The sequence below is a fragment of the Falsihalocynthiibacter sp. S25ZX9 genome, assembly GCF_041205405.1.
GTDB classification, from domain to species: Bacteria; Pseudomonadota; Alphaproteobacteria; order Rhodobacterales; family Rhodobacteraceae; genus Falsihalocynthiibacter; species Falsihalocynthiibacter arcticus.
In genome coordinates this window covers 45,763-72,760 of sequence record NZ_JBGFCD010000013.1, presented here as the reverse complement: position 1 = coordinate 72,760, position 26,998 = coordinate 45,763, and the positions used below count along the sequence as shown (strand labels likewise).

The following is a 26,998-nucleotide window of genomic DNA, read 5'->3' as shown; positions in this document are numbered from 1 at the left end:
TAATCTATTTCGTAAGAGCAGCAACGCCGACTACGGCGCCAAACAAGCCCACAATCGAGCTTGCCGCTGTGACAACTGATTCGGTTGCAAGCACAACATCGCCGGGAACGATTTCGAATTTCTTAGCGCCAAACAACCCCTCTGCAGAAGTCAGGTCGATGGAAAACACGATTTGATCGCGTGCAGGGCCCGTTCCATCCAACCGGATCGCGGAAGTTGGGTAGTTTCTAAGCACGAGAATTCCCTCTGGGTCAGCTCGCAAATCGTTCAATCCACCCATCATCGCGATTGCGTCAAGCGCGGTTATGTTGTCTTTGCTGAAATAGATAGTTGCCTCATTTTTTGATGCGCCCATTCCTACAAAATAGCGCTTTTCTTCGTCGACAATAACCTTATCCCCGCCACGCAAAGTTGTGTCACGGCTTGGATCTTCATAGAGGTTATCAAGGGAAGTTCCGTAGGTCGTGTTATTGCGGACCAGGCGAATTTGTGGATTTCGGACGCCACGGTCGACCCCACCGCCTGCGGACAACAAGCTGAGGACGGTGAAGTTGCGATCTGGCAATTGGAAGCTTCCGGCCTTCATAACCCCCCCCACGAGGTCAACGGAATTCTTGCGGCCTGACACATGGACGAGTTGAACCTGAACGGCGGGAATAAGCGTCTCGATCTTGACTTGCAATTCCTTTCGAGCGCCCTCTGGGGTGAGGCCCGTAAGCAATACGTCGCCAACATACGGGACATAAATGGTGCCGCTTGGCGAAACAACCAGACCTGCGAGCTCAGTCGCTTTTTGCCCATCGGTGCTCAAAAGGGAGTTCTCTCCACTGTCCCAAATCCGAAGGCTCACAATATCGCCCGCCGCAATGATAGGGCTAGCTGGTCCCGCCTGGTGTGAGATCCAAGGATATGATTTTGAAGACTGATTCCCCGGCCACTTAACGAATTGCGTTAGGAAATCTGGTGAAATGACATGCAAGGCGAATGGGGAATTTTCATCTCCAGCGCCGCTAATCACCTCGCTCGAAACCGCTGCACCCCTTGGGAGTGAGCAGGCGGCAATGCCAAGTCCTGCTACGAGTGCGAAAATTAGGTTTGTCAGCCGTGTCATTTTGGTCCCCCAAGACCAGAATTTCGCACTATCTTGTGCCAAACCCGAGGATAATTCTAGTTTCACACAAGATACTGTGTGCAGGGACAAGGTCAATCATACATTTAATATATGGCTATATTTGTCAGCATAAAGCGATCCTCGAAGTGTGGTTTAGTACATGAAAAACACTCTAGAGGCCAAAGCCTAAGAATTTGCTAGCAATTTTGGAACAGGTCACTTCCGCTTTTGGGAAATGCATCCGAACGGTTGAGGTTGACGCATAAATACTGCAAAACAAAATCGGAAAACATATGCGCGCGGTCCTGAAGACTCTCTTCATATTATCGGCGCAGGAGATTGTGTGTGACTTGGCAGAAACGTAGTTTGGACATTTTTCTCGCGTGTGTGGGAATTCTCTTTTTTGCCATACCCTTTGCGGTGTTGTTCTTGTTTCTTATGGCTGTCCAGGGGCGGCCAATTTTCTACCTTTCGGAGCGCATGAAGTCCCCAAACGAGGGTTTTTTACTTTGGAAATTGCGCAGCATGGAAATGTCAGCGGTAAATTCTGGTGTGACCGGTGGGGACAAACAGGCGAGATATACGCGGTACGGCAAACGTTTGCGCCGTCTAAGGCTTGACGAAATTCCACAGCTTTGGAATGTGCTGAAAGGGGATATGAGTCTTGTTGGGCCGCGCCCACCGTTGCGGCTGTATGTCGAAGATTTCCCCGAACTTTATCAGCGAGTTCTCACTTCGCGGCCTGGAATTACGGGCTTGGCCACGCTTACTTACCACCAGCATGAAACTGAACTGTTGGCGAAATGCGTGACGGCCGAACAAACCGACACTGTATATCGGCGTCGCTGTATTCCCCAGAAAGCGCGTCTAGATTTAACCTATCAAGAGCACCAATCAGTGTGTTTCGATCTGGAAATTCTGGCCCAGACGGTTGGAAAAGTCTTTTCCGTACGCAAGTCAAGAGCTCGAAAATAGTCTGAAAACAGATGGTTACGTAGAAAATAAAAAAGCGGGCCTCATTGCTGAAGCCCGCTTTTGGTAAACCGAGGTATCAAAACTATGACACCCCGAAATTCCAGTTCACAGAACGACTTAGGTGTCGTCGTTGTTGCTTGCTACAACCGCAGCAACGGCTACGAGGCCGAGCAATGCGAGTGGTAGCCAGTTATTGCCTTCTTCTTCAGCAATGAAGACGTCTGGCATTGGCTCGGAAACAACTACTTCAGGGCTGCCGGCGAATGCTGTAGTGGCGGAAAGCGCCAAAACAGCGGTGAGTGCTGTGATTTTTTTCATGTTAGCTCCATTAATATATGCACGTACGCGAGAAAAGCATATCGTGGCTTGGGTTTACGGTAAAGTTATATTCTGTTGGTTACTCTAAAATTACTAATAGTGACACATAACCAACAGTTTCGGATACGAATTGGCGGGATTGACGAGCGATACCACTAGAATCGAGCCAATAGTCGTTTTTGAATTTGATTTCGCCAGCAAGACACGATTCTTTATAGTGTTTTGTGGCATAGGATTTGTTTAAAATTTGCGTCGTTTCGGCCCCAACGAACTTCCATGTACATACAGCCTGAAGCGGCGCCACTTGATCATCGCCATCGAGATAATAGTGCGTGCGGCTATGAGAGCCTGAACTTTGAATTGATGCGGGAACGCTCGCGGACACCAGATCGGCACCAAGGGCTTTCGTACCGGTGACAAAGGGCCCCTTGAACGTATAGGAGGCTCCATTTTTGGTGCGCCACGTTTTATAGGACCCGTTTTGTACCTGAAACGAGAGGAAAGCCATGCCTTCTATTTTTTCGACAAGAACAATTATTAGTGGTTTGGTGTTCGTTTCGATCCACGAAAGGTCGCCTTTGGCCGGAGAAGAGGATGCCGCCGTTGCCGCACCTTTGCTCGGTTTGGCCGAAGACATATATCTGCCCTTTAAGTCGCTATAAACTGCCGTACCTATGGTTTCGTCACGCTCTTCTGAGCTACAAGCAGCCACAGCCAATAGGCAGGCGGCAAGCGTTAACTTACGAGTAATAGTCATCACCGCCAGACTCTCCCTTGGCCATCTCTAATCGCGGCCGCATGATTGACACGAATACGGTCATAAAGACGGTCGTTGACGATGAGTTGGGCGCCGCCATCCCGTGACAAGACTTGCAGTGCAACTTCCTGAACGCGACGCGAAGGTTTGCCTGTGAGCCAGCTTTGGGGGATTTCAAGGATGACTCCTTTATCAAAGGAGCCTTCGCCATAATCTTCTGCACTCAGGTCGGTTAGTGTTGCAAATGCCCCAACGCGCCAGCCGTTTGTAAATTCGCGGCGCACGGTAAAGGTTCCGCCCACATCCCCCGCCAGATACTTTCCGGCGCTGAGTTGGAAATCAAATCCACTTGCTTCGTGTTTGTAATACACCGAGGCATGACCGGTTGCGACGCCGTAGTCTTGGAAGCCGAGATAGGAGTCTGTTTCGCGTTGAACGACATAGTTCGCCTCAATACCAAAGGCGAAGGGCTGATTGACAGGCATCCAAAGCAGCTCGGATGAAATGCCGCCGAACATACGTTCGAGGTAACCCGCGCTCACGCGTCCATAGATCTCTTCCGTTGGCTGAAAGAAATATCCCAAAGTAAGATACTGCAGCGAAACGGGGCTGAAGCTCTCGTAAAGGTTGGCATCGCTGCGCACAGGTTGGATGGCGGATGTTGAGGGAGATTCATCCTTTCCAAGAGTACCAATCAGCTGGGCTTGGATCGATCCAGATAATTCCAAACCGGGAGCAAGGAACTGAAGTGTCGTGGCTTCAATACCTGCGCCCCAGCGAATGGGGTCGTCTGGATCGAACAGGCTGAAATCCATGTAGGGGTCAATAGCCCACTGGAAATCCGGATAAACGCCAGGGGCATAAATCAGGTTGGCGGGTTTTGTGGGGACAATGTCTTCAATGACTGCGCTCGCCATGATGAGCGCTTCGCCATTGGGGGCCGTTGAGTATTTTTCAACGTCACTGCGCTTCAACTTAACAACCGATGTTGCCAGCCCATTGACCATATTAACGATCTCAAAAGTTTCAACGGAGGGCGGCATGGTCCGAGTCAGCGCGCGGGCTGTGCGGCCAATTGCTTGGGCGCTGTTGATGAATGTCTCGTTGCGAATGCGCACTTCAACCGAGGTGCCGCGCATTGCAACAGCTTCCATTTTGACGTCGTCGAACTCCATGTGTTTTTGGAGGTTTTGTGCCAGAATTTCCTGAGATCCGGGTTCCGTCATCCAGATAGTCGAATATTGCTCCGGGTCGTCAGCATAAACAGGACGAGGTTGCACGGCCAAGGGGGCAGGGCCATAGCTCCCCAAAACCGCAGGGCGCTTGGGGCTGAATTTCATCGAGAGGCTTGCGGCGAGTTCGGATCCATACATATAATATACGCCCGCCGATATGATGTCGTTGAAGCGATATTCGGCGCCGAAATTAAGGGGTGATTTACGGTCAAACAGGTCCTTTTCGCCAGCTTCAAGGGTGTAGTCGTCCGATGAATACTCTACCTTGAGCGAGAGTTTTTCTGTTGGCCGATACTCGACGCCACCGAAAACCGACATTGGGCCGCGGAAATATTGGTTGGTACTAAAGGTACCGCCCTGGCCAACATCGATTGGCGGTCGGGTGCCAAAGGGGGAGCCAATTGAGTTGTAAGAACCAAGCCGGCCCCACCCCAATCCAATTGTCGCCCGTATTTTTGGCGAGAAGTTTTTAGTGGCGGCAATGTATTCTGCGGAGTAAATTCCTGTGCCAGCGACATCCATGATGCCAACGGTCACTGCGGGCAAATACTCGGTTTCCGTCAAAAATTGATAGCGTAAATCAAAACTGCGGTCGTAATATGTTGGATACTCAATGGTGTTCCAATTATCGATCCGAGAATACCGAAATGTTCCAGATAGGCGCTTGGTTATTTGGAAAGTGCTAGACGCGCGCGTGCCCCCCGCAAAGGTCGACATTGTCACCGCAAGTTCGGCGTCCGGCATCGCTTCGCCTGACGGCATGTCGATGAGGCCTGCAATGCCGGCCAAGTTATAGGATGCGTCAGAGGCCGCAGTCGGAACCGCCAAAACAAGAGAAGCAATGCAAAGACTCGGCGCGGTGCTGCGCAGGGCGAGTCCCCGATAGCTTACTTTGTTTCTTTTGTGGCCCAGCATAAATCCTACCCGTCTAGTGTTGTTCATGGTAAAACATACCGTGAATCGTGGGGCAAGTAACAATACCCAACGGCCTTCGCTATAAGCAACAATCGTCTTGTTTACATCACATTTCGACTGCGGGTGGGGAGGCGGCTTCGGCATAACCTTCGACGCATCCATATAGAATGTCCAAGGCTGCATTCCGATCTGTGGTCGCGATCGCGTGGCGTAGGGCCTTGAGGGCGGCGGCCACTTCGAGTTCGGATAATGATTCTTCGCGCGCACAGAAAATCTTGGCATGGGGAGTCGTAATATTGCCCTCGCCAAGCAAAAGCTCCTCGTGCATTTTTTCGCCTTGGCGCAGGCCTGTCGTCAGAATTTCAATGTCCCCGTCTGGGTTCTCTGTCGTTTTGACTGTACAACCGCTTGCTTCAATCATGCGCCGCGCAAGGTTCAGAATTTCGACGGGTTCGCCCATATCCAAAACATAGACTTCGCCACCCTGCGCAAAGGTTCCCGCCATAAGAACAAGACGACTGGCCTCTTGAACTGTCATGAAATAGCGCGTGACTTCACTGTGAGTCACCGTCACTGGACCCCCGTGCGCAATTTGATTGCGAAAGAGCGGAACAACCGAGCCTGACGACCCTAGAACATTCCCGAACCGAACCATCGAAAAGACCGTATTTGAGCGCGAGGCTTGATCCTGAACGACCAATTCGGCCATCCGCTTGGATGCGCCCATAACATTGGTTGGGCGCACAGCCTTGTCTGAGGACACAAGAATAAACCGTTCCGCGTTGGCGTCATGGGATGCTTTCGCGAGAGTCGCAGTTCCAAGAACATTGTTTTCAAGCCCTGCGAGGCTGTTGATCTCAACCATAGGCACGTGTTTGTACGCCGCGGCATGAAAAACGACATCAATCTTATTTTCAGCGAAAACAGATGCAACCAATCTTGGATCGCTCACGGACCCTAGAACGGGTTTGACCTCGATTCCAAGTTCATTGGCGAAACTCGAAATGTCCATATCCGCGTTGTATAAGGCAAATTCACTGCTATCCAAAAGGATGATTTGCTTTGGTCCACAGGACAAAAGCTGCCGGCAGAGTTCAGAGCCAATTGTCCCGCCTGCGCCCGTGACAAGGATATTTTTGCCACGATAATTGTCCCCAAATTCGGTCACTTTGTGGTCGACTTTGGCCCGACCAAGTAGCTGTTGATGGTCACTCAGGGAGAAGATTTGCCCCATTTCCTCATCGCCAATCAATTCGGCAAAGTCAGAGGGTGTTAGGACTTCGAGACCAAATTTTTCAAACCGTCGAACAATGGCAACTTGCCGTGCAAACGACAGGGACGGCATGGCAAGGATGACTTTGTGCGCCTGCTTTATCTTGGCGATATGCGGGATTTGGGAAGGGCGTGCAATCGGGATGCCATCAATGGCAACGCTCTGAATGGCGGGGTTGTCGTCGGCGTAGCTTAGAATCTCATAGTGCTCTTTACTTTGGATCGCTTTGGCAAAATTCATACCTGTCTGGCCCGCGCCATAGATAATGAGGCGTTCCCGAGGATGCCCCGCGAGATAAATCATCTCGAGGATTTTCAACATCATTACGCGGCTTGTGACCGCAAACAAAAAGTAGCTATTCCCAAAAACCATGATAGTTCCCAAGGGATACTGCAGGCCGAAAAGCTTGCCAGTTGCCATAAAGGCAAGCGACAAAAGTATGGATAGTTGGGCGGTCTTGCCCGCAGCGCGAATTTCATAATCGCGAAGCCGAAAGTTTGGTATTTTAAGATAGGTCGTAAAAAGCGCCGCTAAGCAAACGAGGATTAACGTCTGGGCAATGATACTTGTGTTTGAGCCAAAGGGTTCAGTGGATGTTGATTGAACGAGAAGTGTAAATCCAAGCGCGACTGGAAGGAGTGACGTGTCCACAAACAAAAACACAAAACGTTTCTGCGCGCGTGTGAGTTTTTCAATTCTACCAAGCAATGACACTAAAATGGCCTCTTAAAACTTTTTCCAAGCGTTAAAATTGAAGGCCTGAAATGGCATACTTCAATACGTTCGCTCGGTCCCCACCGTGGGCCGCCAAAATTTCAGCGGCAATAGGTACGGGATGCTAGTGAGAAAAGAGGAAATTCGCTAGCTTTTTGATGCGGCAAGCAAAAAGACGCCGACATCGGGCTAAATTTAGCACAGATTTAGCCCGAAAATGGCTCAGTTAGTTTTGTTTCTGCTGGCTTCGACCATTTCGATCATTGTCGGCATTTCAATCATACCCGGTGCCAAAGCGTCACCAATCACAAAAGAGGGCGTTCCCCCAAAGCCAAGAGTTTTCGCAAGCGCATGAGTCGTTGCAATATGTTCGTCGACCTCGGGCGCATTCATATCTTCCTTCAAGCGATCTAAATCTAGACCAATGCTTTTGGCAATCTTGAGCACGGACTTCTCGTCGAGCCTGCCGCGTTGCCCCATCATCTCCCAATGGAATTCCTCATATTTTCCCTGCTCGCGGGATGCCAATGCGGCGCGGGCGGCATATACTGATCCTTCACTTAGGATGGGCCACTCGCGGTAAACGACGCGTACATTTGGGTCGTTGGCGATCAATTCCTCAACGACATCGGCCGCTTTTTTGCAGTAGGGGCAATTGTAGTCAAAAAACTCAACCACAGTCACATCCCCATCAGGGTTGCCCAAAACGGGCGCATTCGGGTCTTGTTCCAGCATTTGACGTTGCGCTGCGAGGGTCTCAACTGCGGCGGCGGCCTCGGTTGCTTGTTCTTGCTGTTGCAGTAGAATGAGAGCCGAACGAATGACGTCAGGGTTTTCCAGGATTGTTTGAAGAACAAGCTCTTTAATTTGCTCTTCGGTAAAATCTTGGGCTTGAGCCGTTGGAGCGAATCCCAGAAAAGTAATGAGGACAGTGGCGGTGATACGGCTCAGCATATTAGGACCCTTTGAAAGATGGTGTTGCAGCCCCTTAAAGGCGGTTTGATAAATGTGCGCAAGCATTTGTGGCGATTCTGGTCGTAAACTCACCGTGAGGCAACCCAACGTCTCCCGCGAAGATGTCGCGTTTCCCATCGTTTGGTCTCTGTGCCATATATCCGTCAGACCAGAGACGTTCACGACGATCTGATTTGCATGTGTTCCACGTGGGTCCCACACATGACCGGGTTAATAACGAGGCTAAAATGCGCATGAAAATTCTTTTGGCGGCTCTAATGACCGTGTTCGCAACGAGTGTTCTTGCGCTTGAGAGTGCCCACTATCAATCGAATTCTCTCAATGCGAAGTTACGGTCCGCGCAAGAGGGAATCGCCGCCGGAGCGCATACCTTTTCGGCTGGCCTGCATCTAGAACTCGAAGATGGGTGGAAAACCTATTGGCGTAGCCCGGGCGAAGTTGGCCTGCCGCCAGAAGTTGATTGGAGCGCGTCGGAAAATATTGCGTCGGTGGATTTTCAATATCCCGCGCCAACTCGGTTTCGCGCGTTTGGAATTGAAAATTTCGGGTATGCACATGAGGTGTTGTTTCCACTGCAAGTGACTTTGGAAAACCCCGGAGAAGCCGCCGTCCTTCGAGGGAATTTCTCGCTTCTTGTCTGCGCGGACGTGTGTATTCCTGATAACTTTACGCTGGAGCTACCTATCGGTCAGGGAGAGGGAATTGATGCGATCTCTGCTGGGTATATCGCCGCAGCGATGGCGCTTGTTCCGTCCGAGCCTTCTAAAAATCTTATCGCAAGCTCACATATGTCTGACCAGACTTTGACGCTGGAAATCCGTGATGAAGTGCCCTTTCAGATGCCGGATATTTTTCCAGAGTTCGGGTCAGGCTCGGCCTTTGGGGCTCCCGATGTGCGGCTGTCTGAGGGCGGTAAACAGCTGTGGGCCGAGATTCCAGTTCTCGCGTTGGATGACGACGCAGACGTACTGGCGCTCACAGTTGTGGATGGAAAACGGGCGATTACATTTGACGCGCAACTCGGCGATGAGATTCCCGCACCACCCTACGAGACTAGCGGCTCAGGGAGACAAACCTCCCGCATTTGGGTCTACTTTCTCGCGCTTCTAGGCGGGTTGATCCTCAATGTGATGCCTTGCGTCCTCCCGGTTTTGTCGATCAAATTTGCGTCTGCCATCAAGGTGCGCGACCAAAGTCTTACCCGTGTTAGGCGCGGTTTTTTGGCGTCGTCCTTCGGGGTTCTAACATTCATGTGGGCGCTTGCCGCAGTGCTTCTCTTGATGCGCGGCATGGGGCAAACGGTAGGTTGGGGGCTGCAATTTCAGAGCCCAATTTTTCTCGTCACCATGCTTGCGGTTCTCAGTGTTTTTGCAGCCAATATGTTGGGGCTATTTGAAATCTCCCTGCCGCAATCTTGGATGACAAGGATTAACGCTACGGGAACAGGCTCGGGATATATCGCGGATTTTTCAACGGGTGCGTTGGCTGCGGTCTTGGCGACCCCGTGTTCCGCTCCCTTTCTAGGTACGGCTGTGGCCTTCGCCCTTGCTGGGAGCACGCTTGATGTTTTGGGTATCTTTACGGCACTAGGCATCGGGCTTTCCGCACCCTATCTCCTCGTGGCACTGCGGCCCTCTCTTATTCGGGCTCTGCCCAAACCAGGGCGCTGGATGATCACGGTAAAGTTTGTTCTTGGTCTTTTGCTGGTCGCAACAGCGCTTTGGCTGGCGAGCGTTCTGGCCACAGTTTCTGGGGTGAAGTCGGCTGGGCTTGTCCTTTTGCTGTTGGTCGGTTTGGTTCTTGTTCTGACATTTGGTCAGCGTGTGAAAGCACCCGTGAGTATCGCAATTTTTTTAGCGGCTCTTGGGGTGCCACTCGCGCTTTCTGCGCCAGAACAAACAACTTACGCTTCCAGTTCCCAAATCGAATGGCAAAAATTTGACCGCGGAGAAATCCCCAGACTTGTCGCATCGGGTAAGACGGTTTTCGTCGACGCCACAGCCGATTGGTGTCTTACATGTAAGGCGAACAAAAAACTGGTCCTAACACAGGGAAAGGTTGCGGAAGTTTTGCAACAAGAGAACGTTGTTCCCATGATTGCAGATTGGACGCGCCAAGACGAAGATATCGCGCGCTTCTTACGGTCCAACGGGCGGTTTGGTGTGCCGTTTAATATTGTGTACGGGCCCGCAGCGCCGGACGGTATTGCCCTACCCGAACTACTGACATCGGATATTGTTTTGGACGCGTTCAAGCAAGCTGAGGGCTAATTTCGCGCACGACTGGTTTTGATCATTGGCCCAAAACCACTCAAGCAAGCGCCAAACGTGACGCTAGGGGCACATTTGACTGCCTTTGCGATTGAAAGCTACAAATATGCGACACGGTTTCGGGCTTTTTCGCATTCCCCCTAGCAAATGACGCACCAAGCGAATATTGCCAGCGCAAACGCGAGAACAGGGCCACGACGTGCCCGAAATGGCCGGAGATACCCATGAATTCTGATTTTTTACCTCGAATGCGCCAAGATTGGCTGGGCAATATCCGTCCCGACCTTATGGCGGGTCTTGTTGTAGCGCTTGCGCTAATCCCCGAGGCGATTGCCTTTTCGATCATTGCAGGTGTGGATCCCAAAGTGGGTCTTTACGCGAGTTTCTCCATTGCGGTGATTGTGGCGATCACAGGCGGCCGTCCTGGGATGATCTCGGCGGCCACGGCTGCGACGGCGGTTTTGATGGTGACCTTGGTGAAGGATCACGGACTTGAATATTTGCTTGCAACGACGGTCCTCGCGGGACTGCTACAGATCATTGCCGGCCTTTTGAAGCTTGGAAGCGTGATGCGCTTTGTGTCAAAGTCGGTGATGACGGGTTTTGTGAATGCCTTGGCTATCTTGATTTTCATCGCGCAACTTCCCGAGCTTAATCCCGCGACAATCGGTGTGAACACGATGACCTTTGTGATGCTCGCGCTGGGCCTTGGGATTATCTACCTCTTTCCCTATTTGACTAAGGCTATCCCATCTCCCTTGGTGACAATCGTCGTTCTGACGGCGTTGACGATGATGTTGGGGATTGATGTGCGCACAGTTGGCGACATGGGAGCGCTGCCAGATACGCTGCCTGTTTTCCTGATTCCGCAAATCCCTCTTACGCTGGAAACATTGCAAATCATCTTCCCGGTGGCGGCTGCGATTGCCGTTGTTGGCCTGTTGGAAAGCCTGATGACCGCGCAATTGGTTGACGATTTGACCGATACTGTTTCGGACAAAAATCAAGAGTGTATCGGCCAAGGTATTGCCAATACGGCGACGGGTTTCATTGGCGGCATGGCGGGTTGTGCGATGATCGGTCAGTCGATGATCAACGTTAAATCCGGTGGACGCGGACGTTTGTCTTGCTTTGCGGCGGGTGTCTTTCTGTTGATCCTCATCGTCGGGTTAGGCGACTGGGTGGCGCGTATTCCAATGCCAGCGCTTGTGGCGATTATGATCATGGTTTCGATCGGGACGTTTAGTTGGTCGAGCATCAAAGGCTTGCGCGACCATCCCCGCGCCAGTTCAATTGTTATGTTGGCGACCGTGTTTGTGACTGTGTTCTCGCACAACCTTGCGCTGGGTGTTTTGACGGGTGTGCTGCTTTCGGGTATCTTCTTTGCTTGGAAAATCGCGGCGGTGTTCCGCGTGACGTCAACGTTGAAAGATGGCGGTCGCGAGCGGGCGTATTTGGTCGAAGGACAGATGTTCTTTGCCACCGCACCCGACCTTGCGCCTGCGTTCGATTTTGGCGAAGTGCTTGAGCGTGTGACAATTGATGTCAGCCGTGCGCATATTTGGGATATATCATCTGTTGCCGCATTGGATATGGTGGTGCTGAAGTTCCGCCGTGAAGGTGCCGAAGTTGAAATCTTTGGGATGAACGAAGCCAGCGAGACCTTGATGGGTCGTTTGGCCGAACACGACAAACCGGGCGCGCTTGAGCGTCTGATGGGCCACTAGGAGGTGACTATGTCTAAGATTATCGCATTGGTGGACGGTTCGGTTTATTCGGAAAGCGTTTGCGACCACGCCGCTTGGGTGGCGACACGCAAAGGCTCCTCGGTTGAGATCCTCCATGTTTTGGGGCGCCGCGAAGCGGGCTCCAAAAATTTGTCGGGAAACATCGGATTGGGCGCGCGCAGCAAACTCATGGAAGAGCTCGCGGATTTGGACGCCCAAAAGGCCAAACTCAATATTCAGCGTGGCCGTGCAATCCTTGAAGATGCCGAAGCGCGGGTACGTGCGGATGGTGTGAGCGAAGTGCAAACCCGCCTCCGTCATGGCGACCTAATGGACGAGTTGCACACGGCGGAACAGGACAGCGATCTTGTTGTGATCGGCAAACGTGGCGAGGCTGCAGATTTTGCGAAACTGCATCTTGGCTCAAATGTTGAACGCGCGATCCGCACCAGTAAAAAGCCCGTACTCGTGACGTCGCGCGCCTTTCGGCCTGTAAAAACGTTTATGATTGCGTTTGATGGCGGCGCAAGCTCGATCAAGGCGGTCGAACACGTAGCTCAAAGCAATGTCTTCGCAGGTTTGGCATGCAAATTGATCTTTGCGGGCGCAGATACGACGGCAAATCGCGCCACTCTTGCAGGCGGGAAAGCAATTTTGGCCAAAGCCGGATATGACGTCGATGCGCAAATCCATGACGAACGCCCCGATGTTGCGATCCATGAAGCCATCGAAACGTTGTCTATCGACATGCTTTTGATGGGGGCCTTTAGCCACTCGCGTATTCGTAGCCTGTTCATCGGCTCGACGACGACGGAAATGGTGCGCTCCTGCTTGGTGCCATTGTTGATGTTCCGCTAAGCGCCTTTCTGCGTATATATTCACGATTTGCATATCTGATCGCACAAAATAAAGCGGTGTGGGCCTTTCCACACCGCGCCGGATGCGCTATTTGAGCCGCGTCCTTGTGACCGTAACGAAGGAGTCCCCATATGGGCTATAAAGTCGCCATCGTCGGCGCTACAGGTAATGTAGGCCGCGAAATGCTAAATATTCTGGCCGAACGCCAGTTTCCAATTGATGAGATTATCGCGCTTGCGAGCCGTAAATCTATGGGCTCGGAAGTAAGCTTTGGCGACAAGACGCTCAAGACGAAGGACCTCGACACGTTCGATTTCACTGGTTGGGATATGGCGCTTTTTGCCGTTGGTTCCGAAGCCACAGCGAAGTACGCCCCGATTGCGGCGAAAGCTGGTTGTTTGGTGATCGATAACTCATCTCTGTACCGCTATGACCCACAAATCCCGCTGATCGTTCCAGAAGTGAACCCCGATGCGATCGAGGGTTACAAAAACAAAATGATCATCGCGAACCCGAACTGCTCCACCGCCCAGATGGTGGTTGCCCTTAAGCCCTTGCATGATCGCGCCAAGATTAAACGCGTTGTTGTGAGCACCTACCAATCGGTTTCTGGCTCCGGCAAAGAAGGACTCGATGAGCTTTGGAACCAAACCAAGGGCATGTATGTCCCCGGTCAAGAGGTTGCGCATAAGGTCTTCACCAAGCAGATCGCCTTTAACGTGATCCCGCATATCGATGTTTTCCTCGATGACGGTTCCACCAAAGAAGAGTGGAAAATGGTCGCCGAGACCAAAAAGATCATCGATAAGTCGATCAAAGTAACCGCGACCTGTGTGCGCGTACCGGTTTTCGTTGGCCACTCCGAAGCGATCAACATCGAATTCGAAGAGTTTATCGACGAAGACGAGGTGCGTGACATCCTGCGCGAGGCCCCAGGCGTCATGGTGATCGATAAGCGCGAAGATGGTGGCTATGTGACCCCGATTGAATGTGTGGGCGACTACGCGACGTTTATCTCGCGCATCCGTCAGGACAGCACGATTGATAATGGGATCAACCTGTGGTGCGTTTCTGACAATCTGCGCAAAGGTGCGGCTTTGAATGCAGTTCAGATCGCCGAGCTTTATGGCCGTCGGATTTTGAAAAAGGGCTAAGTCTCGGCCGTGAGGCCCAAGATGTTACCGATTACAATAACGCCTTCCGAGTTAATCTCGGGAGGCGTTTTACATTTTGGGAATGCCGAACTTTTAAATGGGCGCATGCGTTTATGACGTGAACTATCCCGATAACAGTTTGTTAAGTTCTTGTTTACTTGATTCTTTTCCCAACCAAGCGCATTCGAAAAATTCCATGTGGCGGTGGGTTGTTCGGAATATGGCGAAGAAACCTTGAATTGAGGCGCAATTGGATAGGTATCTTGCTGGGTTAAAACAAACTTTAGTAGTTCCTATACCATTGGAGGCCCGTCCTCTGCTCTTGGTAGCCGTTTTATCCCTTTGCTTGCTCGTTTTTTGTCAAGTTTTGGGTAACACTGGTTAGCAAGAACTTAATCAAACTACATCATCTGGAGATACAAAATGACAAACGTTAGCCTTCAAGAAAAAGCCCGCCTTGGTCGTACTGTTGCTCTTGCTCGTTTGAAAAGTGAACGTGCACGTCAAAAATCTCTCGCTATGTTCTGCACTATTCGCGACACATCCGGTACGCCAGAACACTTCCTGCCAACTTACGACAAACCCGTGCTCCTCGAAGCGTCCCGTTTGGCCGCCTAAGACGCCGAGGGATTGCGGGTCTAGACGGGAGCGAAGAGACCAGTTTTTGGATTGTAGTATTCCAAACCACCTTCGCCAATATCCGTCCAAAGACCATGCAGGCTCATTCGTCCTTCTTCGACGGCATCCCGCACAAATGGGAATGTCATCAGGTTTTCGAGGGACACAAGAACCGATTGATGCTCAAGCGCCCTTGTGCGCTCGGCCTCATCTTCAATATGGACAACACGCTCAAAGCCGGGACGTAGAATGTCCATCCAACGGCCAATAAAGCTGGTCTTTTCCTCAAGCTCGGGGGCAATGCCGGAACACATATCATGGCAGCCACGGACGCCGCCACAACCCGAATGGCCCAGCACCACCATATTGGTGATGTGCAGAGCCGAGACAGCATACTCAACTGCGGCAGATGTGCCGTGGATATCCCCATCCGGTTTGTAGGGTGGCACAAGATTGGCAATGTTACGATGTATAAAAAACTCGCCCTGATCGGCGCCAAAGATCGAGGTCACGTGGACGCGACTGTCGCAGCACGAGATCACCATGGCCCTAGGGCGCTGGCCTTCGTCGGCCAATCGCTGATACCAAATTCTGTTTTCGGCATAGGTGGTGGCTTTCCACCCCATGTAGCGCTGAACAAGATAGGAAGGTAACGGTTTCGCGTGTTCCATAGAGTTTCCTTTGACCAGTATTCAAAGTGTTCTAAGGCGCATTTGTATGGAATTCGAGAGATTTCTGTATTTTGCGTAAACTCTTTCTAAGGTTACGCGACCTTAAATGAAATTGCCGTGGGGGCTATAATAAACCGGAGGGTGTGGTTTTGGTGGAAGCAGTTAATCTTCGACCCGATGAAAATGTGCGTCTCAATCCAAGTCGTTTGACGGAGTTGTTTGTTCAACTTGGCAATCGAGGAGCTGAGGATGTTGTTTGTCGGGCGATGGAGGAGCTAGCCGTTAGGTTGGCCGATATAGAAACCGCCTATTGGCAAGGCGAGTTCTCCAAGGTGAGCAAAGGTTCTAGGGGGCTGATTGCTATTGCGGATCAGATTGGTTTGAACGGATTGGCGCAAGTTGCGCGTCACGTGGCCGCCACTGCTTCGCGCAATGACCCCACCGCGATAGCGGCAACGGTTTCGCGTCTCGTTCGTATGGGGGATAAGTCGCTTACGGCGGTTTGGGAGGCGCAAAATATGACCCTGTAGCGCGGAATTTCAATTTCGGCTGTATTGTTGTCCTTGCAGCTTCCAAGCATGTCTTTAGTCTGTGTGAGGTCTTTACCCTAGCACAGGCTACCCTATGTCGATGAAATTTGCCCAACTCTCCGCCGCATCTATTCCGTTGCATGTTATTTCCAAGCCGGAATGCGAATCGTTTCTATCGGGCTTGCCTGCGGCGTCGCAAAACTGGGTGGCCGCGCAGGGGTTCACTGGAGGTTTGGGAAGCTTTTGCGCGCTTCCGAATGCAGACGGAGGAATTTCCGCCGTTCTGGTCGGGTACGGCGACGCATTGGGTCGCGAGCGCGGCCGTTTCCATCTCGGCGGTGTGGCGGCCAATTTGCCAAAAGGCGCATACCATATTGCCCAAAGCCCTGAAGGTTTTGACGTTGAAGTCGAAGCACTTGGCTGGCTACTGGCGGGATATCATTTTGACAAGTATCGCAAACAGCCTGCTAGTGGCGCTGAACTTGTAGCGCCTGAGTCGGTTGATGTTGCCCGCATTGAGGCGATTGCCACCGGTGAAGCCCTCACGCGCGATTTGATCAACACGCCAACCTCGGATATGGGGCCTGAACAGCTTCAGGCGGCCTTTTTCGATCTGGCAAAAGCCCACGGAGCCGTGGCAACCGCTATCGTCGGAGAGGACTTACTCGCGCAGAATTTCCCGATGATTCACACGGTCGGGCGGGCCTCCGCCCAAGAGCCGCGTTTGCTTGAAATGCGCTGGGGGACGGCGGGGCCAAAACTTACCCTCGTGGGCAAAGGCGTGTGTTTTGATACCGGCGGGTTGAACATCAAGCCTGGTGCGTCGATGGGACTTATGAAGAAGGATATGGGCGGGTCGGCGGCCGTTCTTGGGCTGGCACAGATGATTATGTCGCTGAAGCTGCCGCTTCAACTTCGGGTTCTTGTTCCAGCCGTTGAAAACTCAATTGATGGGTCGGCGTTTCGTCCCTCCGATATTTTGATATCGCGCAAGGGGCTGACGGTTGAGATCAATAATACGGATGCCGAAGGGCGGTTGGTTTTGGCCGATGCGCTTGCACTGGCGGACGAAGAAGAAACGGATTTGGTGATCTCAATGGCAACGTTGACTGGGGCTGCGCGGGTTGCTGTGGGTCCGGATTTGGCCCCCTATTTTTGTGGCGATTTAGACACGGTCGCAGCATTGGAAAATTCGGCAAAGCGCGTGGCAGATCCCGTATGGCGCATGCCCTTTCACACCCCGTATGAAGCTATGATCGAACCCGGAATCGCGGACCTTGATAATGCGCCAAGCGGTGGGTTCGCAGGATCTATTACGGCGGCGTTGTTCCTGCGCCGGTTTGTGACGGATGCACCTCGATATGCCCATTTTGATATTTATGGTTGGCAACCTACGGCGGCTGCGGCCCGCCCCAAGGGTGGTTGCGGGCAGGGAACGCGCGCTATTTTAGAAGCGTTGCCAGCAATCTTGAAACTATGACGGATCGTCGGACATATTTCGCAAATGAACGCGTTGCTCATGTCGGGTTGCGGGGGCAGGTAGACGCCGCGCATTTCGTCGAGGTTGCGGCGCGTCGGGTGTTGGTCCCTGTTGTGGACGTTTGCGCCGCGCGGCGCGGGACGCGGGACTCCCAGTTGCTGATGGGTGCGGGGTTTGACGTTTTGGAAACGCTCAACGGGTGGTGCTTCGGGCGCGTCGTTGCGGACGGTAACGTTGGATATGTGGCTGAAGTTTCCTTGGGCGAGGCCGTCGCACCAAGCCATTGGGTTACGGCGCGTAGTTCGCATATTTACACCGAATTCAGTTTGAAATCGCTCGATAAAGCTGCGGTATCGTTTGGCTCGTTGTTGAGTGTCGTTGCCGAGTTGGAAGGGTATGTTGAGCTTTCGGGGGGAGGTTTTGTTCCTGTGCCGCATGTATCCCCTTTGTCGGAGCGGCCTTTGGATGCAGCTAAAACGGCTCTGACGTTTCTTGGCGTGCCTTATCTTTGGGGTGGGGACAGTGTGTTTGGGATCGATTGTTCGGGGCTTGTGCAGGCTTGCTTGCGCGCTGTCGGCACTATGTGTCCACGCGACAGCGATCAGCAGGAAGCCTTTTTCACCACAGATGTGGCACCTAAAGATTTACGTCGGGGCGATTTGGTTTTTTGGCGCGGCCATGTCGCGATGATGTTGAATGAGAGAGAAATGATCCACGCAAATGCGCATCATATGGCCGTTGCGATAGAACCGTTTGAGGTGGCCCGCAGCCGTATTGGCGCGCGTGAGTTTGGCGAGATTACCTCGATGAAGCGCCCCTGAGGGGTTTTATTTTACCGCTCGGATGAGTTTTTTCTCAAGGACGCACAGGACGGGTTTAAGTTCATGTCCGCGTTTGAGGATTTGTCCGTCCATACCGATGACTGCATAAAGCCCCTGTTTTAATCGAAGCTTGGGGCGTTTTTCGATCCGGTACAGCGGGTTTTCGGCGCTGCGGCGGAAGATTGAGAAGACTGCGACTTCTGGTAGGTGTGAGATTCCGTAGTCGCGCCACTCGCCAGCGGCAACCATGCGACCGTAGAGGCCGAGAATGATCCCGAGTTCCGTGCGGTGAAACGCCACCTGTGCGGGGGCTTGGAAAGGTTTGCGGAATGCATCGACGTTCATTCTGAAATTTTGCGCCGAAATGCCCAGAAAATCAAGCCTTCATGCAAAGCGGCCGTGACAAAACCAGCCAGTCGAAAGCGCGGCTCCGTGTGCAAAATAGATCCACAATTGCTGGCCGTGTTGTGTTGTTGCACGCCAGTAGTCCCGCACTCCGTTGCGCCAATCAGGGTCATCTAGCCACCATTCGGGCGCCACACGTTCGGGGCCGGAGGCATAGGTGATTTCAAACATCTGGCCACGAAATTTTAACCGTCCGGGGGGCATTGGATCGGGCTGTGTTCCCATTAATGGCTCGGGACGCCATAGGTGGAGTGGGCGGTGGGTCGCGGGGGCAGGCCACTTGGCGTCGGCTCCCATATCCACGCCATAGGCCGTGGACCACGCGGCCCCAAACGTCAGCGCGGCTTTCTCAGGGAGGTGGCTTGAGGCGGGGTGGCGGCGTGTGATGGCTTCAAGCCCGAGGCGTGCCCCAAGACGCCCGATTAGATCGTCGAGAACGGTGTCTTGGGCTATATTTGCGCGGGCTTGGCCGCTGGCATCGAAGTGGCCTTTGTGTTGTTGGGGCGCGAGGGATTCGGTTTGATGGGCCTCGATGCGCAAGATATCAACACCAAACCCAACATCAATATCAGAGAGCTTCATCGCCAAGAGGGGGCGGATACGATCAGGGTCGGCGCTGGGCCGTGCGAGGCCGATTTCGATGATTTGGGACGTTTGATCGGTGCGGAAAGCTTGGAATCGCACGCGCCGCGCGCCGCGTCCTTTTGCCTGTAGGCGTTCCGCCAAGGCAGGTAGCAAGCGATCAATGCCTGCGAGCATATCCGCCTCAAGCCCGATGGGTTCTGGGAGGGTGAGGCGCACGGCAAAGTGCAAGGGCGCGCGAGCTGGGGAGACCGGTTCGGGGGCGACGCCGTGGGCTTGATCAAGACGCAACATTACGTCTTTGCCAAAGCGGCGGGCGAGGGCGGCGCGGGGCATGCCTGCGAGTTCGCCGATCTGGCGAATGCCGAGTCGTGTGAGTTGGGTTGTGATGCTCTCGGGTAGGCGTAACGCGGCGACGGGGAGAGGCGCGAGGGCGCTATGCGTTGCTCCGGGGGCGGCGATACGGGCCCCGCGCGGGGCCCGCGGCATAGCGCGGGGCGTGGGGCCTCCGCGTTCCCAATTGCGCCGTTTTGTGGCGCGGGACCGGGTGGCGCGGGCCTCTTGGTCGACGGCGTCGCCGGTGCGTGCCATGCCCAGAGGCTGCCCCGCATAACGCGCCAAGGCCCATGCCGCGCCAACGGTATCCGCAATCCCCGCATGGACCGTCAGGTTAAGCTGGAGACAGTCTTCTTCGACGGCCGCCAAAAGGGATTCCTCGCCCCCAAACAGATGTGCGCAGCCCGTGATATCAAGAATCAGCGCGGTCTTGCCCTGCTCCCCGACCCAAGGCGAAAACTTCCCCGCCCATCGACGCAATGTTTTTAGGAAATCGGCCTCTGCTTGGGGGTTTTGCAGCCGTGTAATCAGCGCGGGACACATGGCGCGCGCATCGCGCAGGGGTTGCCCCATCGTGAGCCCCGCTTCAGATGCCGCCAGCGAAAGCGACGAGAGAATTTGCATATTACCAGTGTCGCGTGCCACCGCGAGCGGCGCCTCAAGGGTGCCGCGCTCAAGGCGCAAGAGGCGCTCGGCCCCGAGGCGCGGGAACCAGAGAGAGAGGATGCGTTTGGCAGGCATGGGGCAGAATCACACTTTTGTTCGCACTTTGTTCTATACTAGAGTGTGCAGAAAAAGGCTTCAAGGCTGACGTGAATATGCGCTTCTGAGGTTGAAACTTTTTTGGCAATAGATCACGCTGTGCCCAACATATTTGGAGGAAGCATTATGAGAACGCGCGCAGCCGTCGCCCTTGAGGCCGGAAAACCTCTTGTCGTTATGGACGTCAATCTCGAAGGACCGAAAGCCGGAGAGGTCTTGGTTGAAATCAAGGCAACCGGCCTTTGCCATACGGATGAATTTACACGCTCTGGCGCGGACCCCGAGGGGCTTTTCCCCGCGATTTTGGGCCATGAAGGCGCGGGTATCGTGATTGAAGTGGGCGAAGGGGTGAAAAGCCTTCAAGTAGGCGATCACGTGATCCCGCTTTACACGCCGGAATGTCGCGAATGCGAATATTGCCTCAATCCGAAAACCAACCTCTGTCAGTCGATCCGAAGCACACAAGGCGCGGGGCTTTTGCCTGATGGAACCACGCGGTTCTCTATGCTGGATGGTACGCCAATCCACCATTATATGGGCTGTTCCACCTTTGCCAACCACACGGTTGTGCCGGAAATTGCGCTGGCAAAGGTGCGCAAAGACGCGCCGTTTGATAAAATTTGCTACATCGGTTGCGGTGTGACCACGGGCATTGGCGCGGTGATCAACACGGCCAAAGTTGAGATTGGCTCCACAGCGATCGTCTTTGGGCTCGGCGGCATCGGGCTCAATGTGATCCAAGGGCTGCGCCTTGCGGGGGCCGATCAAATTGTGGGGGTCGACCTCAACGATAGCAAAAACGAAATGGCGACACGTTTTGGGATGACGCATTTCGTGAACCCAAGTGAAGTTGAGGGTGACTTGGTCGCGCATCTTGTGGAGCTTACGGGTGGTGGTGCAGATTACACGTTTGACGCCACGGGCAACGTGAATGTCATGCGCACGGCCCTTGAGGCGGCGCACAAAGGTTGGGGTGAAAGCATCATTATTGGCGTCGCGCCTGCAGGTGCCGAAATCTCCACGCGTCCATTCCAACTTGTGACGGGGCGGTCGTGGCGCGGAACCGCATTTGGCGGTGCATCTGGCCGCACCGACGTTCCCAAAATCGTCGATTGGTACATGGACGGTAAAATTGAAATCGACCCAATGATCACCCATACGATGTCGCTGGACGAGATCAACGAAGGATTTGAGCTGATGCACGCTGGAAAATCCATTCGTTCGGTGGTGCTTTATTAACCAAGCCACTACATAGATAGCAGCAGAGACTGAATCCTGAGGATATTATGACTGAAGAAACAAACAAAAAAGACGAAGCAGTAAGCCCAACAGCGGAGAAACTGTTTTTCAAAAGTCGCAATGTCTTGGTGACAGGCGAAGTAAACGACAAGCTGGCTAAGCAAACCGTTACGCATCTTTTGGCGCTTGCCGAAGAGAATGACGACCCGATCAATATGTTCATCAGCTCCCCTGGTGGTCACGTTGAATCTGGCGACATGGTGCATGACATGATTAAGTTCATTACGCCAAAAGTGCGCACGATTGGGTCTGGCTGGGTCGCGAGTGCAGGGGCGTTGATCTTTGTCGGTGCCGATAAGGAAGACCGCTATTGCCTTCCCAACACGCGTTTCCTCTTGCACCAACCCAGTGGCGGTATCGGCGGCAAGGTGACGGATATGCAAATCCAAGCCGAGCAAATCCGCATCATGCGCGCGCGCTTTGATAATTTGTTTGCTCTGGCAACAGGTCAAACAGCCGAAAAAATCGCGCAAGATACGCAGCATGATTTCTGGCTGAACACTGAAGAAGCCTTGGAATACGGCTTACTGGGTCACGTCATTTCGACAATGGCCGAACTCAAGTAATGTAAAACATGAACACTCTAAGGGCGCGGTTCATTCGGGCCCTTAGTCTAAGTCCCGACCATAGCGGGCAAGGAACATTTCCACAGAGCCATGTACGATTTTGGCAAGTTCAGCATGTGAGAACGTCAGTTGCACCCCACAAAGTATGCGGGGGTGAATGTAGGTTTTGGTGAGTTCTAAAAACTGTTCGGCCGCGAAATTAAAGTCCGTAATATTCAATTCGCCGCGTTTGGTCGCTTCCTTCAGGTATACAACAATGCGTTCGCGCACCAATTTAGGCCCAGAATCGTAGAACTGTTGACCAAGGTTTGGAAACCGTCCGGATTCCGCGATGCAAATTTTGAAAACGGCGATACCAAAATCGGACGTTATAAAACTCACCATACGCCAAGCGGCCTCTACCAAAACTTCTTTTGGCGGTGCGTCCATGTCGAGAACTTCGAAAGCTTCGTCGGCTTGACGCCTGCACTCGGTCTCTGAAACTTGCCCAAACAAAAGACGTTTGTCGGGAAAGTAACTGTACAGTGTCGCTTTGGAAACGCTTGCTTCGCGCGCAATGTCGTCGACGCTCGCACCCTCAAAGCCGTCGCGCATAAAAATGGTGCGGGCGCCTTCAAGGACCTGGTCGAACTTACGTCCGCGTTTTATGGTGTCGGAATGCGTAGCCACTGATTGCTCCTTGTGTATCTCTTCGAACTTAAACCATTCGGTTCACTTTCAGCAAGCAACAGTCGAGCCACATAGGGTTGTTTTACGTAAACGCTTGAAACCCGCCCTTGTCAGAATTCCGCATGCGCTGTAGCCCTAAAGATTGTAGTCCCAAATCTCTGGGCGTGCGTAATAAAAAGGATCTGGCAATGAAAATGGTTTCGGTGAATCGTTGTTTTGACGGCGTTCAGGGTGTCTATTCGGCGCCGTCTAAGGTGTGCGGTGGAGATATGACCTTTGGGCTCTTTCTGCCTGCCGAAGCGCGGGATGGACCCGTTCCCGTGTTGTGGTTCCTCTCTGGCCTGACGTGCACCCACGAGAATGCCATGACCAAAGCGGGCGCGCAAATTTGGGCGGCAGAGCAGGGCATTGCGCTTGTTTTCCCCGACACCTCTCCGCGGGGAGAAACGGTTGCCAATGACGAAGCCTATGATCTTGGACAGGGCGCGGGATTCTACGTGAACGCGACGCAAAATCCATGGGCACCGAATTTTCAAATGTGGGACTATATCACGGAAGAATTGCCAAATTTGCTGGCCAAAAATTTTTCGGTCGACACAGATCGCCAGTCGATCATGGGGCACTCTATGGGTGGGCATGGTGCGCTGACCATAGCGATGAATCTGCCTGATCGGTATCGCTCCGTTTCGGCGTTTGCCCCTATCGCGCATCCTTCGCAATCCGAATGGGGCCGCAAGCAATTGACGGCATATTTGGGCAAGGACGAAGCAAATTGGGCCAAACATGATGCCACATTATTGATGCGCGATGTTGGCTTTAACGGCCCCCTTTTGATTGACCAAGGCACCGAAGACCAGTTCCTTGACCTTTTGAAGCCCGAAGCCCTTGCCGAGGCTATGTTTGCCCGACGTCAAGCGGGTGTTCTTCGGATGCAAAAAGGGTATGATCACTCCTATTACATGATTTCAACATTCATGGAGGAGCACATCGCCCTTCATGCCGAGGCCCTATATCAATGACAGTAATCTATGTGGATGCCGATGCTTGCCCCGTGAAATCGGAGGCGGAAAAAGTAGCGACACGTCATAAATTGCAGATGTTTTTGGTTTGCAACGGTGGATTGCGACCGAGTGCAAATCCCTTTGTGGAGTTGATCATCGTTTCGGAGGGACCAGATGTCGCGGACATGTGGATCGCCGATCGGGCAACCCGCGGTGATATCGTGATCACGGGCGACATTCCCCTCGCGGACGCCTGTATTAAGGGCGGCGCGCGAGTTTTGCGCCACAACGGCGATCCCCTCAACGAAAGCAACATCGGTCCGCAATTGGCCACGCGCGACCTGATGCAGGATTTGCGCGCGGCCGATCCCTTTCGACAGGGCGGTGGGCGTGCTTTTTCGAAGGCGGATAGGTCAAATTTTTTGAATGCGCTTGAACGTGAAATTCAGGCATCAAAGCGTTTGCCGCCGATTAAATAGATCCCCATTCGAGGGCGCGAAAGGACGAAAAATGGCCATTGAAGCTGTGGTTTTTGACATCGGGAATGTGCTGATTGAGTGGCAGCCAGAGCGGTATTATGACGCCACCTATGGTGAGGCGCGTCGGCGGGAAATGTTTGCTGCCGTAGACCTGCACGCGATGAACGATCGCATTGATCGCGGTGAACCGTTTCGCGAAACGATCTATGCCGCCGCTGAAGAATTACCGGAATTTCGCGTTGAAATCCGCGATTGGTTTGACAATTGGATCAAAATGGCCAGCCCCGCGATTCCGCATTCGGTTCGGCTTCTTCGTACGTTGCGCGCCAAGGGTGTACCAGTTTTTGCGCTGTCGAATTTCGGGATCGAAAGCTTTGCCTATGCCGAGACCCAATATCCTTTTCTCAAGGAGTTTGACCGGCGTTATATCTCCGGCCATATGCGGATGATTAAGCCCGCAGCGGAAATCTACGAGTTGCTCGAAGCGGATTGCGGCGTTGCTCAAGAGGCGCTTTTGTTTGCAGATGATCGAGTTGATAATATTAAAGCCGCCGCCGCACGGGGCTGGAAAACGCATTTGTTTACGGAACCCACGGGATGGGCCGAGTCGCTTGTTTCGCATGGGGTCTTGACGGGTTCAGAGGCAGGATTATGAAAAACGTAGCTTTTGACGAGGGGCAGGAAAATCTGGATTGGATCGGGCTCACCGATGCTTTGATCGCAGGGCACAGCTTACCACGTGCCGATATGGGCGATATGTTTTTGTACCGCACACCGGACACGGGTTTGGTGCGTGGAGCCGTCATTGATGGCTTGGGGTATTTGGTAAAAGTCGCGACAATCTTTCCTGAAAACGCGCAGCATTCGCTCCCTACAATCAACGGCTCTGTTTTGTTGTTTTCCGACGCAACAGGCATGCCAGAAGCCACAGTCGATTTCCATCTGGTGACCAAATGGAAAACCGCTGGGGACAGTTTGTTGGGCGCGCGTTTGTTGGCCCGTCCAGACAGTCGAAACATCACGATTATCGGCGCCGGGACGCAGGGCTCAAACCTCCATGAAGCCTATAGCGCCCTTTTCCCTGACGCACGGTTCACAATCTGGAATCGATCACCAGAAAAAGCCGTAGCCTTTGCTAAATCTCACGCAAACACACTTGCGGGGGCCGATTTGGAAACGGCGGTCAAAACTGCGGATATCGTGACCTCCGCGACCATGTCGACCGAACCTTTGATAAAAGGCGCATGGTTTCAAGCGGGTCAACACATTGACTTGATTGGTGCCTATCGTGCAGATATGCGAGAAGTTGACGACCGAGCGATAACGCGTGCGCGGATATTTGTAGACAGTCGCGACACCACCATTGACCATATTGGTGAGTTGAAAGATCCCATTTCGCGCGGTGTCATTAGTTCCGATCAAGTGGTCGCGGATTTCTATGATTTGGGCACAGGGTCTTTTTGTCGCCAAAATGTTGACGAGATAACCCTGTTTAAGAACGGTGGTGGCGCACATCTGGATTTGATGACGAGTCGCTATATTCTGTCACAGTGGAGGTAATGAATGCTTTGGTTTCTCTTCGTACTCGTGCTTGTTGCCGTCGCTACCCCGCCTATAGTTGAGCGCCAGCGCCGACCGATTTCGCGTGCGATGCAGGCCGACGCACCGGGGCGATTTTCGAAACTAACGCGCGGAGTGACTCATTATCAGTGGGTAGGGCCGGAAAATGGGCGCCAGATCGTGTGTATTCACGGCCTAACCACCCCCAGTTATGTTTGGACGGCCCTCGTGAAAGGGTTCGTGCGTATGGGGTTTCGGGTTCTGACCTATGACCTTTATGGACGCGGACTCTCGGCACGGCCAGAAGGCCTTCAGGACCCCGAATTTTTCCGCCAGCAATTAGCGGAACTCCTTGAAGATCAAGAGGTCGACGAAGGGGTTATTCTGGTGGGCTATTCCATGGGCGGCGCAATTGCTGTTGATTATACCCAAACCCATCCACAAATGGTCGAGCGGCTCATCCTCTTGGCTACCGCTGGATTGGGGGCAACGGTTTCGCCCTTCGTGAAGTTCATGATTAACGTGCCTGTTATTGGCGACGGATTGATGTACACGTTCGGCGGAAATCTATTTGGGAAATCGTCGCGCGCGATGAATGCAGCCCTCGCCGCAGCGCCGAATATGCACCCTTGGCCGATGGAAGAACGCCAATCGCAAGGCTTTTTGCCTGCGGTCCTGTCGAGTTATCGCCATACACTTTCTGTGGATCAACTTGGGGCGCATCGTGCGATAGCGAAAAACGGCACACCAGTCCTTGCGATTTGGGGCGACAAGGATAGCGCTATTCCACTCTCGGCCATGGGGCGCCTCGCAGAAGTGAACCGAGCCGCCTATCAGGACGTGTTGAAAGGGGCGGATCACGGTTTGCTCCTCACACACTCGGACGAAATCATTCCAATTGTTCAAGAATTTTTGCGCGAAGCTGTTTAAATTCAAC

General features: G+C 53.0%; 26 protein-coding genes. 16 read left to right on the top strand and 10 right to left on the bottom strand.

Annotated elements, in window-relative coordinates; all coding sequences use genetic code 11:
- Positions 1–4: 4 nt before the first annotated feature.
- Positions 5–1,111 (bottom strand): polysaccharide biosynthesis/export family protein, encoded by a 1,107-nt coding sequence (locus AB9F29_RS15005; protein WP_369756266.1) that lies wholly within the window; start codon positions 1,109–1,111, stop codon positions 5–7.
- A 345-nt stretch (positions 1,112–1,456) separates the two neighbouring features.
- Here AB9F29_RS15005 and AB9F29_RS15000 point away from each other — a divergent pair, with 345 nt between their 5' ends.
- Positions 1,457–2,086: a sugar transferase gene (locus tag AB9F29_RS15000; protein ID WP_369756265.1), complete on the top strand. Its 630-nt coding sequence runs from the start codon at positions 1,457–1,459 to the stop codon at positions 2,084–2,086.
- 117 nt (positions 2,087–2,203) lie between these two features.
- Here AB9F29_RS15000 and AB9F29_RS14995 read toward each other — a convergent pair whose 3' ends face one another.
- The 5 genes from AB9F29_RS14995 to AB9F29_RS14975 all read right to left on the bottom strand — a co-directional run bounded on the left by AB9F29_RS14995 (position 2,204) and on the right by AB9F29_RS14975 (position 8,252).
- Positions 2,204–2,404 carry a hypothetical protein gene (locus tag AB9F29_RS14995; RefSeq protein WP_039002396.1) on the bottom strand — a complete coding sequence of 67 codons (201 nt, stop codon included), beginning with the start codon at positions 2,402–2,404 and terminating at the stop codon, positions 2,204–2,206.
- Positions 2,405–2,483: 79 nt separating this feature from the next.
- On the bottom strand, positions 2,484–3,161 hold the full coding sequence (locus AB9F29_RS14990; protein ID WP_369756264.1) for a YjbF family lipoprotein: 678 nt from the start codon (positions 3,159–3,161) through the stop codon (positions 2,484–2,486).
- Positions 3,161–5,338: a YjbH domain-containing protein gene (locus tag AB9F29_RS14985; RefSeq protein ID WP_369756263.1), complete on the bottom strand. Its 2,178-nt coding sequence runs from the start codon at positions 5,336–5,338 to the stop codon at positions 3,161–3,163. The genes AB9F29_RS14990 and AB9F29_RS14985 overlap by 1 nt, the downstream gene beginning before the upstream one ends.
- Before the next feature lie 79 nt (positions 5,339–5,417).
- A complete protein-coding gene (locus tag AB9F29_RS14980; protein ID WP_369756261.1) occupies positions 5,418–7,298 on the bottom strand; it encodes a polysaccharide biosynthesis protein in 1,881 nt (626 codons plus the stop codon).
- 222 nt (positions 7,299–7,520) lie between these two features.
- The gene (locus AB9F29_RS14975) at positions 7,521–8,252 is read right to left on the bottom strand and encodes a DsbA family protein (protein WP_369756260.1); all 732 of its coding nucleotides are present in this window, start codon (positions 8,250–8,252) and stop codon (positions 7,521–7,523) included.
- A gap of 248 nt (positions 8,253–8,500) precedes the next feature.
- Here AB9F29_RS14975 and AB9F29_RS14970 point away from each other — a divergent pair, with 248 nt between their 5' ends.
- The 5 genes from AB9F29_RS14970 (at position 8,501) to AB9F29_RS14950 (ending at position 14,900) form a co-directional block, all read left to right on the top strand.
- The gene (locus tag AB9F29_RS14970) at positions 8,501–10,543 is read left to right on the top strand and encodes a protein-disulfide reductase DsbD family protein (RefSeq protein ID WP_369756259.1); all 2,043 of its coding nucleotides are present in this window, start codon (positions 8,501–8,503) and stop codon (positions 10,541–10,543) included.
- 224 nt (positions 10,544–10,767) lie between these two features.
- Positions 10,768–12,270 carry a SulP family inorganic anion transporter gene (locus AB9F29_RS14965; RefSeq protein WP_369756258.1) on the top strand — a complete coding sequence of 501 codons (1,503 nt, stop codon included), beginning with the start codon at positions 10,768–10,770 and terminating at the stop codon, positions 12,268–12,270.
- Between the two features lie 9 nt (positions 12,271–12,279).
- Complete coding sequence (locus tag AB9F29_RS14960; RefSeq protein WP_335585369.1) at positions 12,280–13,128, top strand: universal stress protein; 849 nt, start codon at positions 12,280–12,282, stop codon at positions 13,126–13,128.
- Positions 13,129–13,259: 131 nt separating this feature from the next.
- The gene (locus AB9F29_RS14955; RefSeq protein WP_039002400.1) at positions 13,260–14,282 is read left to right on the top strand and encodes an aspartate-semialdehyde dehydrogenase; all 1,023 of its coding nucleotides are present in this window, start codon (positions 13,260–13,262) and stop codon (positions 14,280–14,282) included.
- A gap of 423 nt (positions 14,283–14,705) precedes the next feature.
- Positions 14,706–14,900: a hypothetical protein gene (locus AB9F29_RS14950; RefSeq protein WP_335585370.1), complete on the top strand. Its 195-nt coding sequence runs from the start codon at positions 14,706–14,708 to the stop codon at positions 14,898–14,900.
- A 20-nt stretch (positions 14,901–14,920) separates the two neighbouring features.
- Here the strand turns inward: AB9F29_RS14950 and AB9F29_RS14945 are convergent, their stop codons facing one another.
- Positions 14,921–15,571, bottom strand: coding sequence for a carbonic anhydrase (locus AB9F29_RS14945; RefSeq protein WP_369756257.1), 651 nt, complete (start codon positions 15,569–15,571; stop codon positions 14,921–14,923).
- Between the two features lie 152 nt (positions 15,572–15,723).
- Between AB9F29_RS14945 and AB9F29_RS14940 the strand changes: the two genes are divergently transcribed.
- The 3 genes from AB9F29_RS14940 (at position 15,724) to AB9F29_RS14930 (ending at position 18,402) form a co-directional block, all read left to right on the top strand.
- Positions 15,724–16,101, top strand: a complete 378-nt coding sequence (locus AB9F29_RS14940; RefSeq protein WP_335585421.1) for a hypothetical protein — start codon at positions 15,724–15,726, stop codon at positions 16,099–16,101.
- 94 nt (positions 16,102–16,195) lie between these two features.
- Positions 16,196–17,581, top strand: a complete 1,386-nt coding sequence (locus tag AB9F29_RS14935) for a leucyl aminopeptidase family protein (protein WP_335585372.1) — start codon at positions 16,196–16,198, stop codon at positions 17,579–17,581.
- Positions 17,578–18,402 carry an NlpC/P60 family protein gene (locus AB9F29_RS14930; protein ID WP_369756256.1) on the top strand — a complete coding sequence of 275 codons (825 nt, stop codon included), beginning with the start codon at positions 17,578–17,580 and terminating at the stop codon, positions 18,400–18,402. Before AB9F29_RS14935 ends, AB9F29_RS14930 begins: the two co-directional genes overlap by 4 nt.
- A gap of 6 nt (positions 18,403–18,408) precedes the next feature.
- On the opposite strand, the gene AB9F29_RS14925 is transcribed toward AB9F29_RS14930, so the two are convergent.
- Together AB9F29_RS14925 and AB9F29_RS14920 are read right to left on the bottom strand one after the other, a co-directional pair.
- Complete coding sequence (locus AB9F29_RS14925; protein ID WP_369756255.1) at positions 18,409–18,747, bottom strand: DUF2794 domain-containing protein; 339 nt, start codon at positions 18,745–18,747, stop codon at positions 18,409–18,411.
- Positions 18,748–18,786: 39 nt separating this feature from the next.
- Positions 18,787–20,466: a DNA polymerase Y family protein gene (locus AB9F29_RS14920; RefSeq protein ID WP_369756254.1), complete on the bottom strand. Its 1,680-nt coding sequence runs from the start codon at positions 20,464–20,466 to the stop codon at positions 18,787–18,789.
- Positions 20,467–20,613: 147 nt separating this feature from the next.
- Here AB9F29_RS14920 and AB9F29_RS14915 point away from each other — a divergent pair, with 147 nt between their 5' ends.
- Together AB9F29_RS14915 and AB9F29_RS14910 are read left to right on the top strand one after the other, a co-directional pair.
- Positions 20,614–21,726, top strand: a complete 1,113-nt coding sequence (locus tag AB9F29_RS14915; RefSeq protein ID WP_039002407.1) for an S-(hydroxymethyl)glutathione dehydrogenase/class III alcohol dehydrogenase — start codon at positions 20,614–20,616, stop codon at positions 21,724–21,726.
- 47 nt (positions 21,727–21,773) lie between these two features.
- A complete protein-coding gene (locus AB9F29_RS14910; RefSeq protein ID WP_052274845.1) occupies positions 21,774–22,352 on the top strand; it encodes an ATP-dependent Clp protease proteolytic subunit in 579 nt (192 codons plus the stop codon).
- Between the two features lie 42 nt (positions 22,353–22,394).
- Here the strand turns inward: AB9F29_RS14910 and AB9F29_RS14905 are convergent, their stop codons facing one another.
- Positions 22,395–23,021: a TetR/AcrR family transcriptional regulator gene (locus tag AB9F29_RS14905; RefSeq protein WP_039002409.1), complete on the bottom strand. Its 627-nt coding sequence runs from the start codon at positions 23,019–23,021 to the stop codon at positions 22,395–22,397.
- 188 nt (positions 23,022–23,209) lie between these two features.
- Here AB9F29_RS14905 and fghA point away from each other — a divergent pair, with 188 nt between their 5' ends.
- The 5 genes from fghA to AB9F29_RS14880 are packed head-to-tail and all read left to right on the top strand — an operon-like array spanning position 23,210 to position 26,991.
- Positions 23,210–24,040 (top strand): S-formylglutathione hydrolase, encoded by an 831-nt coding sequence (fghA, locus tag AB9F29_RS14900; protein ID WP_369756253.1) that lies wholly within the window; start codon positions 23,210–23,212, stop codon positions 24,038–24,040.
- A complete protein-coding gene (locus AB9F29_RS14895; RefSeq protein ID WP_039002411.1) occupies positions 24,037–24,501 on the top strand; it encodes a YaiI/YqxD family protein in 465 nt (154 codons plus the stop codon). The genes fghA and AB9F29_RS14895 overlap by 4 nt, the downstream gene beginning before the upstream one ends.
- 31 nt (positions 24,502–24,532) lie before the next feature.
- Positions 24,533–25,156 (top strand): HAD family phosphatase, encoded by a 624-nt coding sequence (locus AB9F29_RS14890; RefSeq protein WP_335585378.1) that lies wholly within the window; start codon positions 24,533–24,535, stop codon positions 25,154–25,156.
- Positions 25,153–26,061 (top strand): ornithine cyclodeaminase family protein, encoded by a 909-nt coding sequence (locus AB9F29_RS14885; RefSeq protein WP_369756252.1) that lies wholly within the window; start codon positions 25,153–25,155, stop codon positions 26,059–26,061. The genes AB9F29_RS14890 and AB9F29_RS14885 overlap by 4 nt, the downstream gene beginning before the upstream one ends.
- A 3-nt stretch (positions 26,062–26,064) precedes the next feature.
- Complete coding sequence (locus tag AB9F29_RS14880; protein ID WP_369756251.1) at positions 26,065–26,991, top strand: alpha/beta fold hydrolase; 927 nt, start codon at positions 26,065–26,067, stop codon at positions 26,989–26,991.
- Positions 26,992–26,998 lie beyond the last annotated feature (7 nt).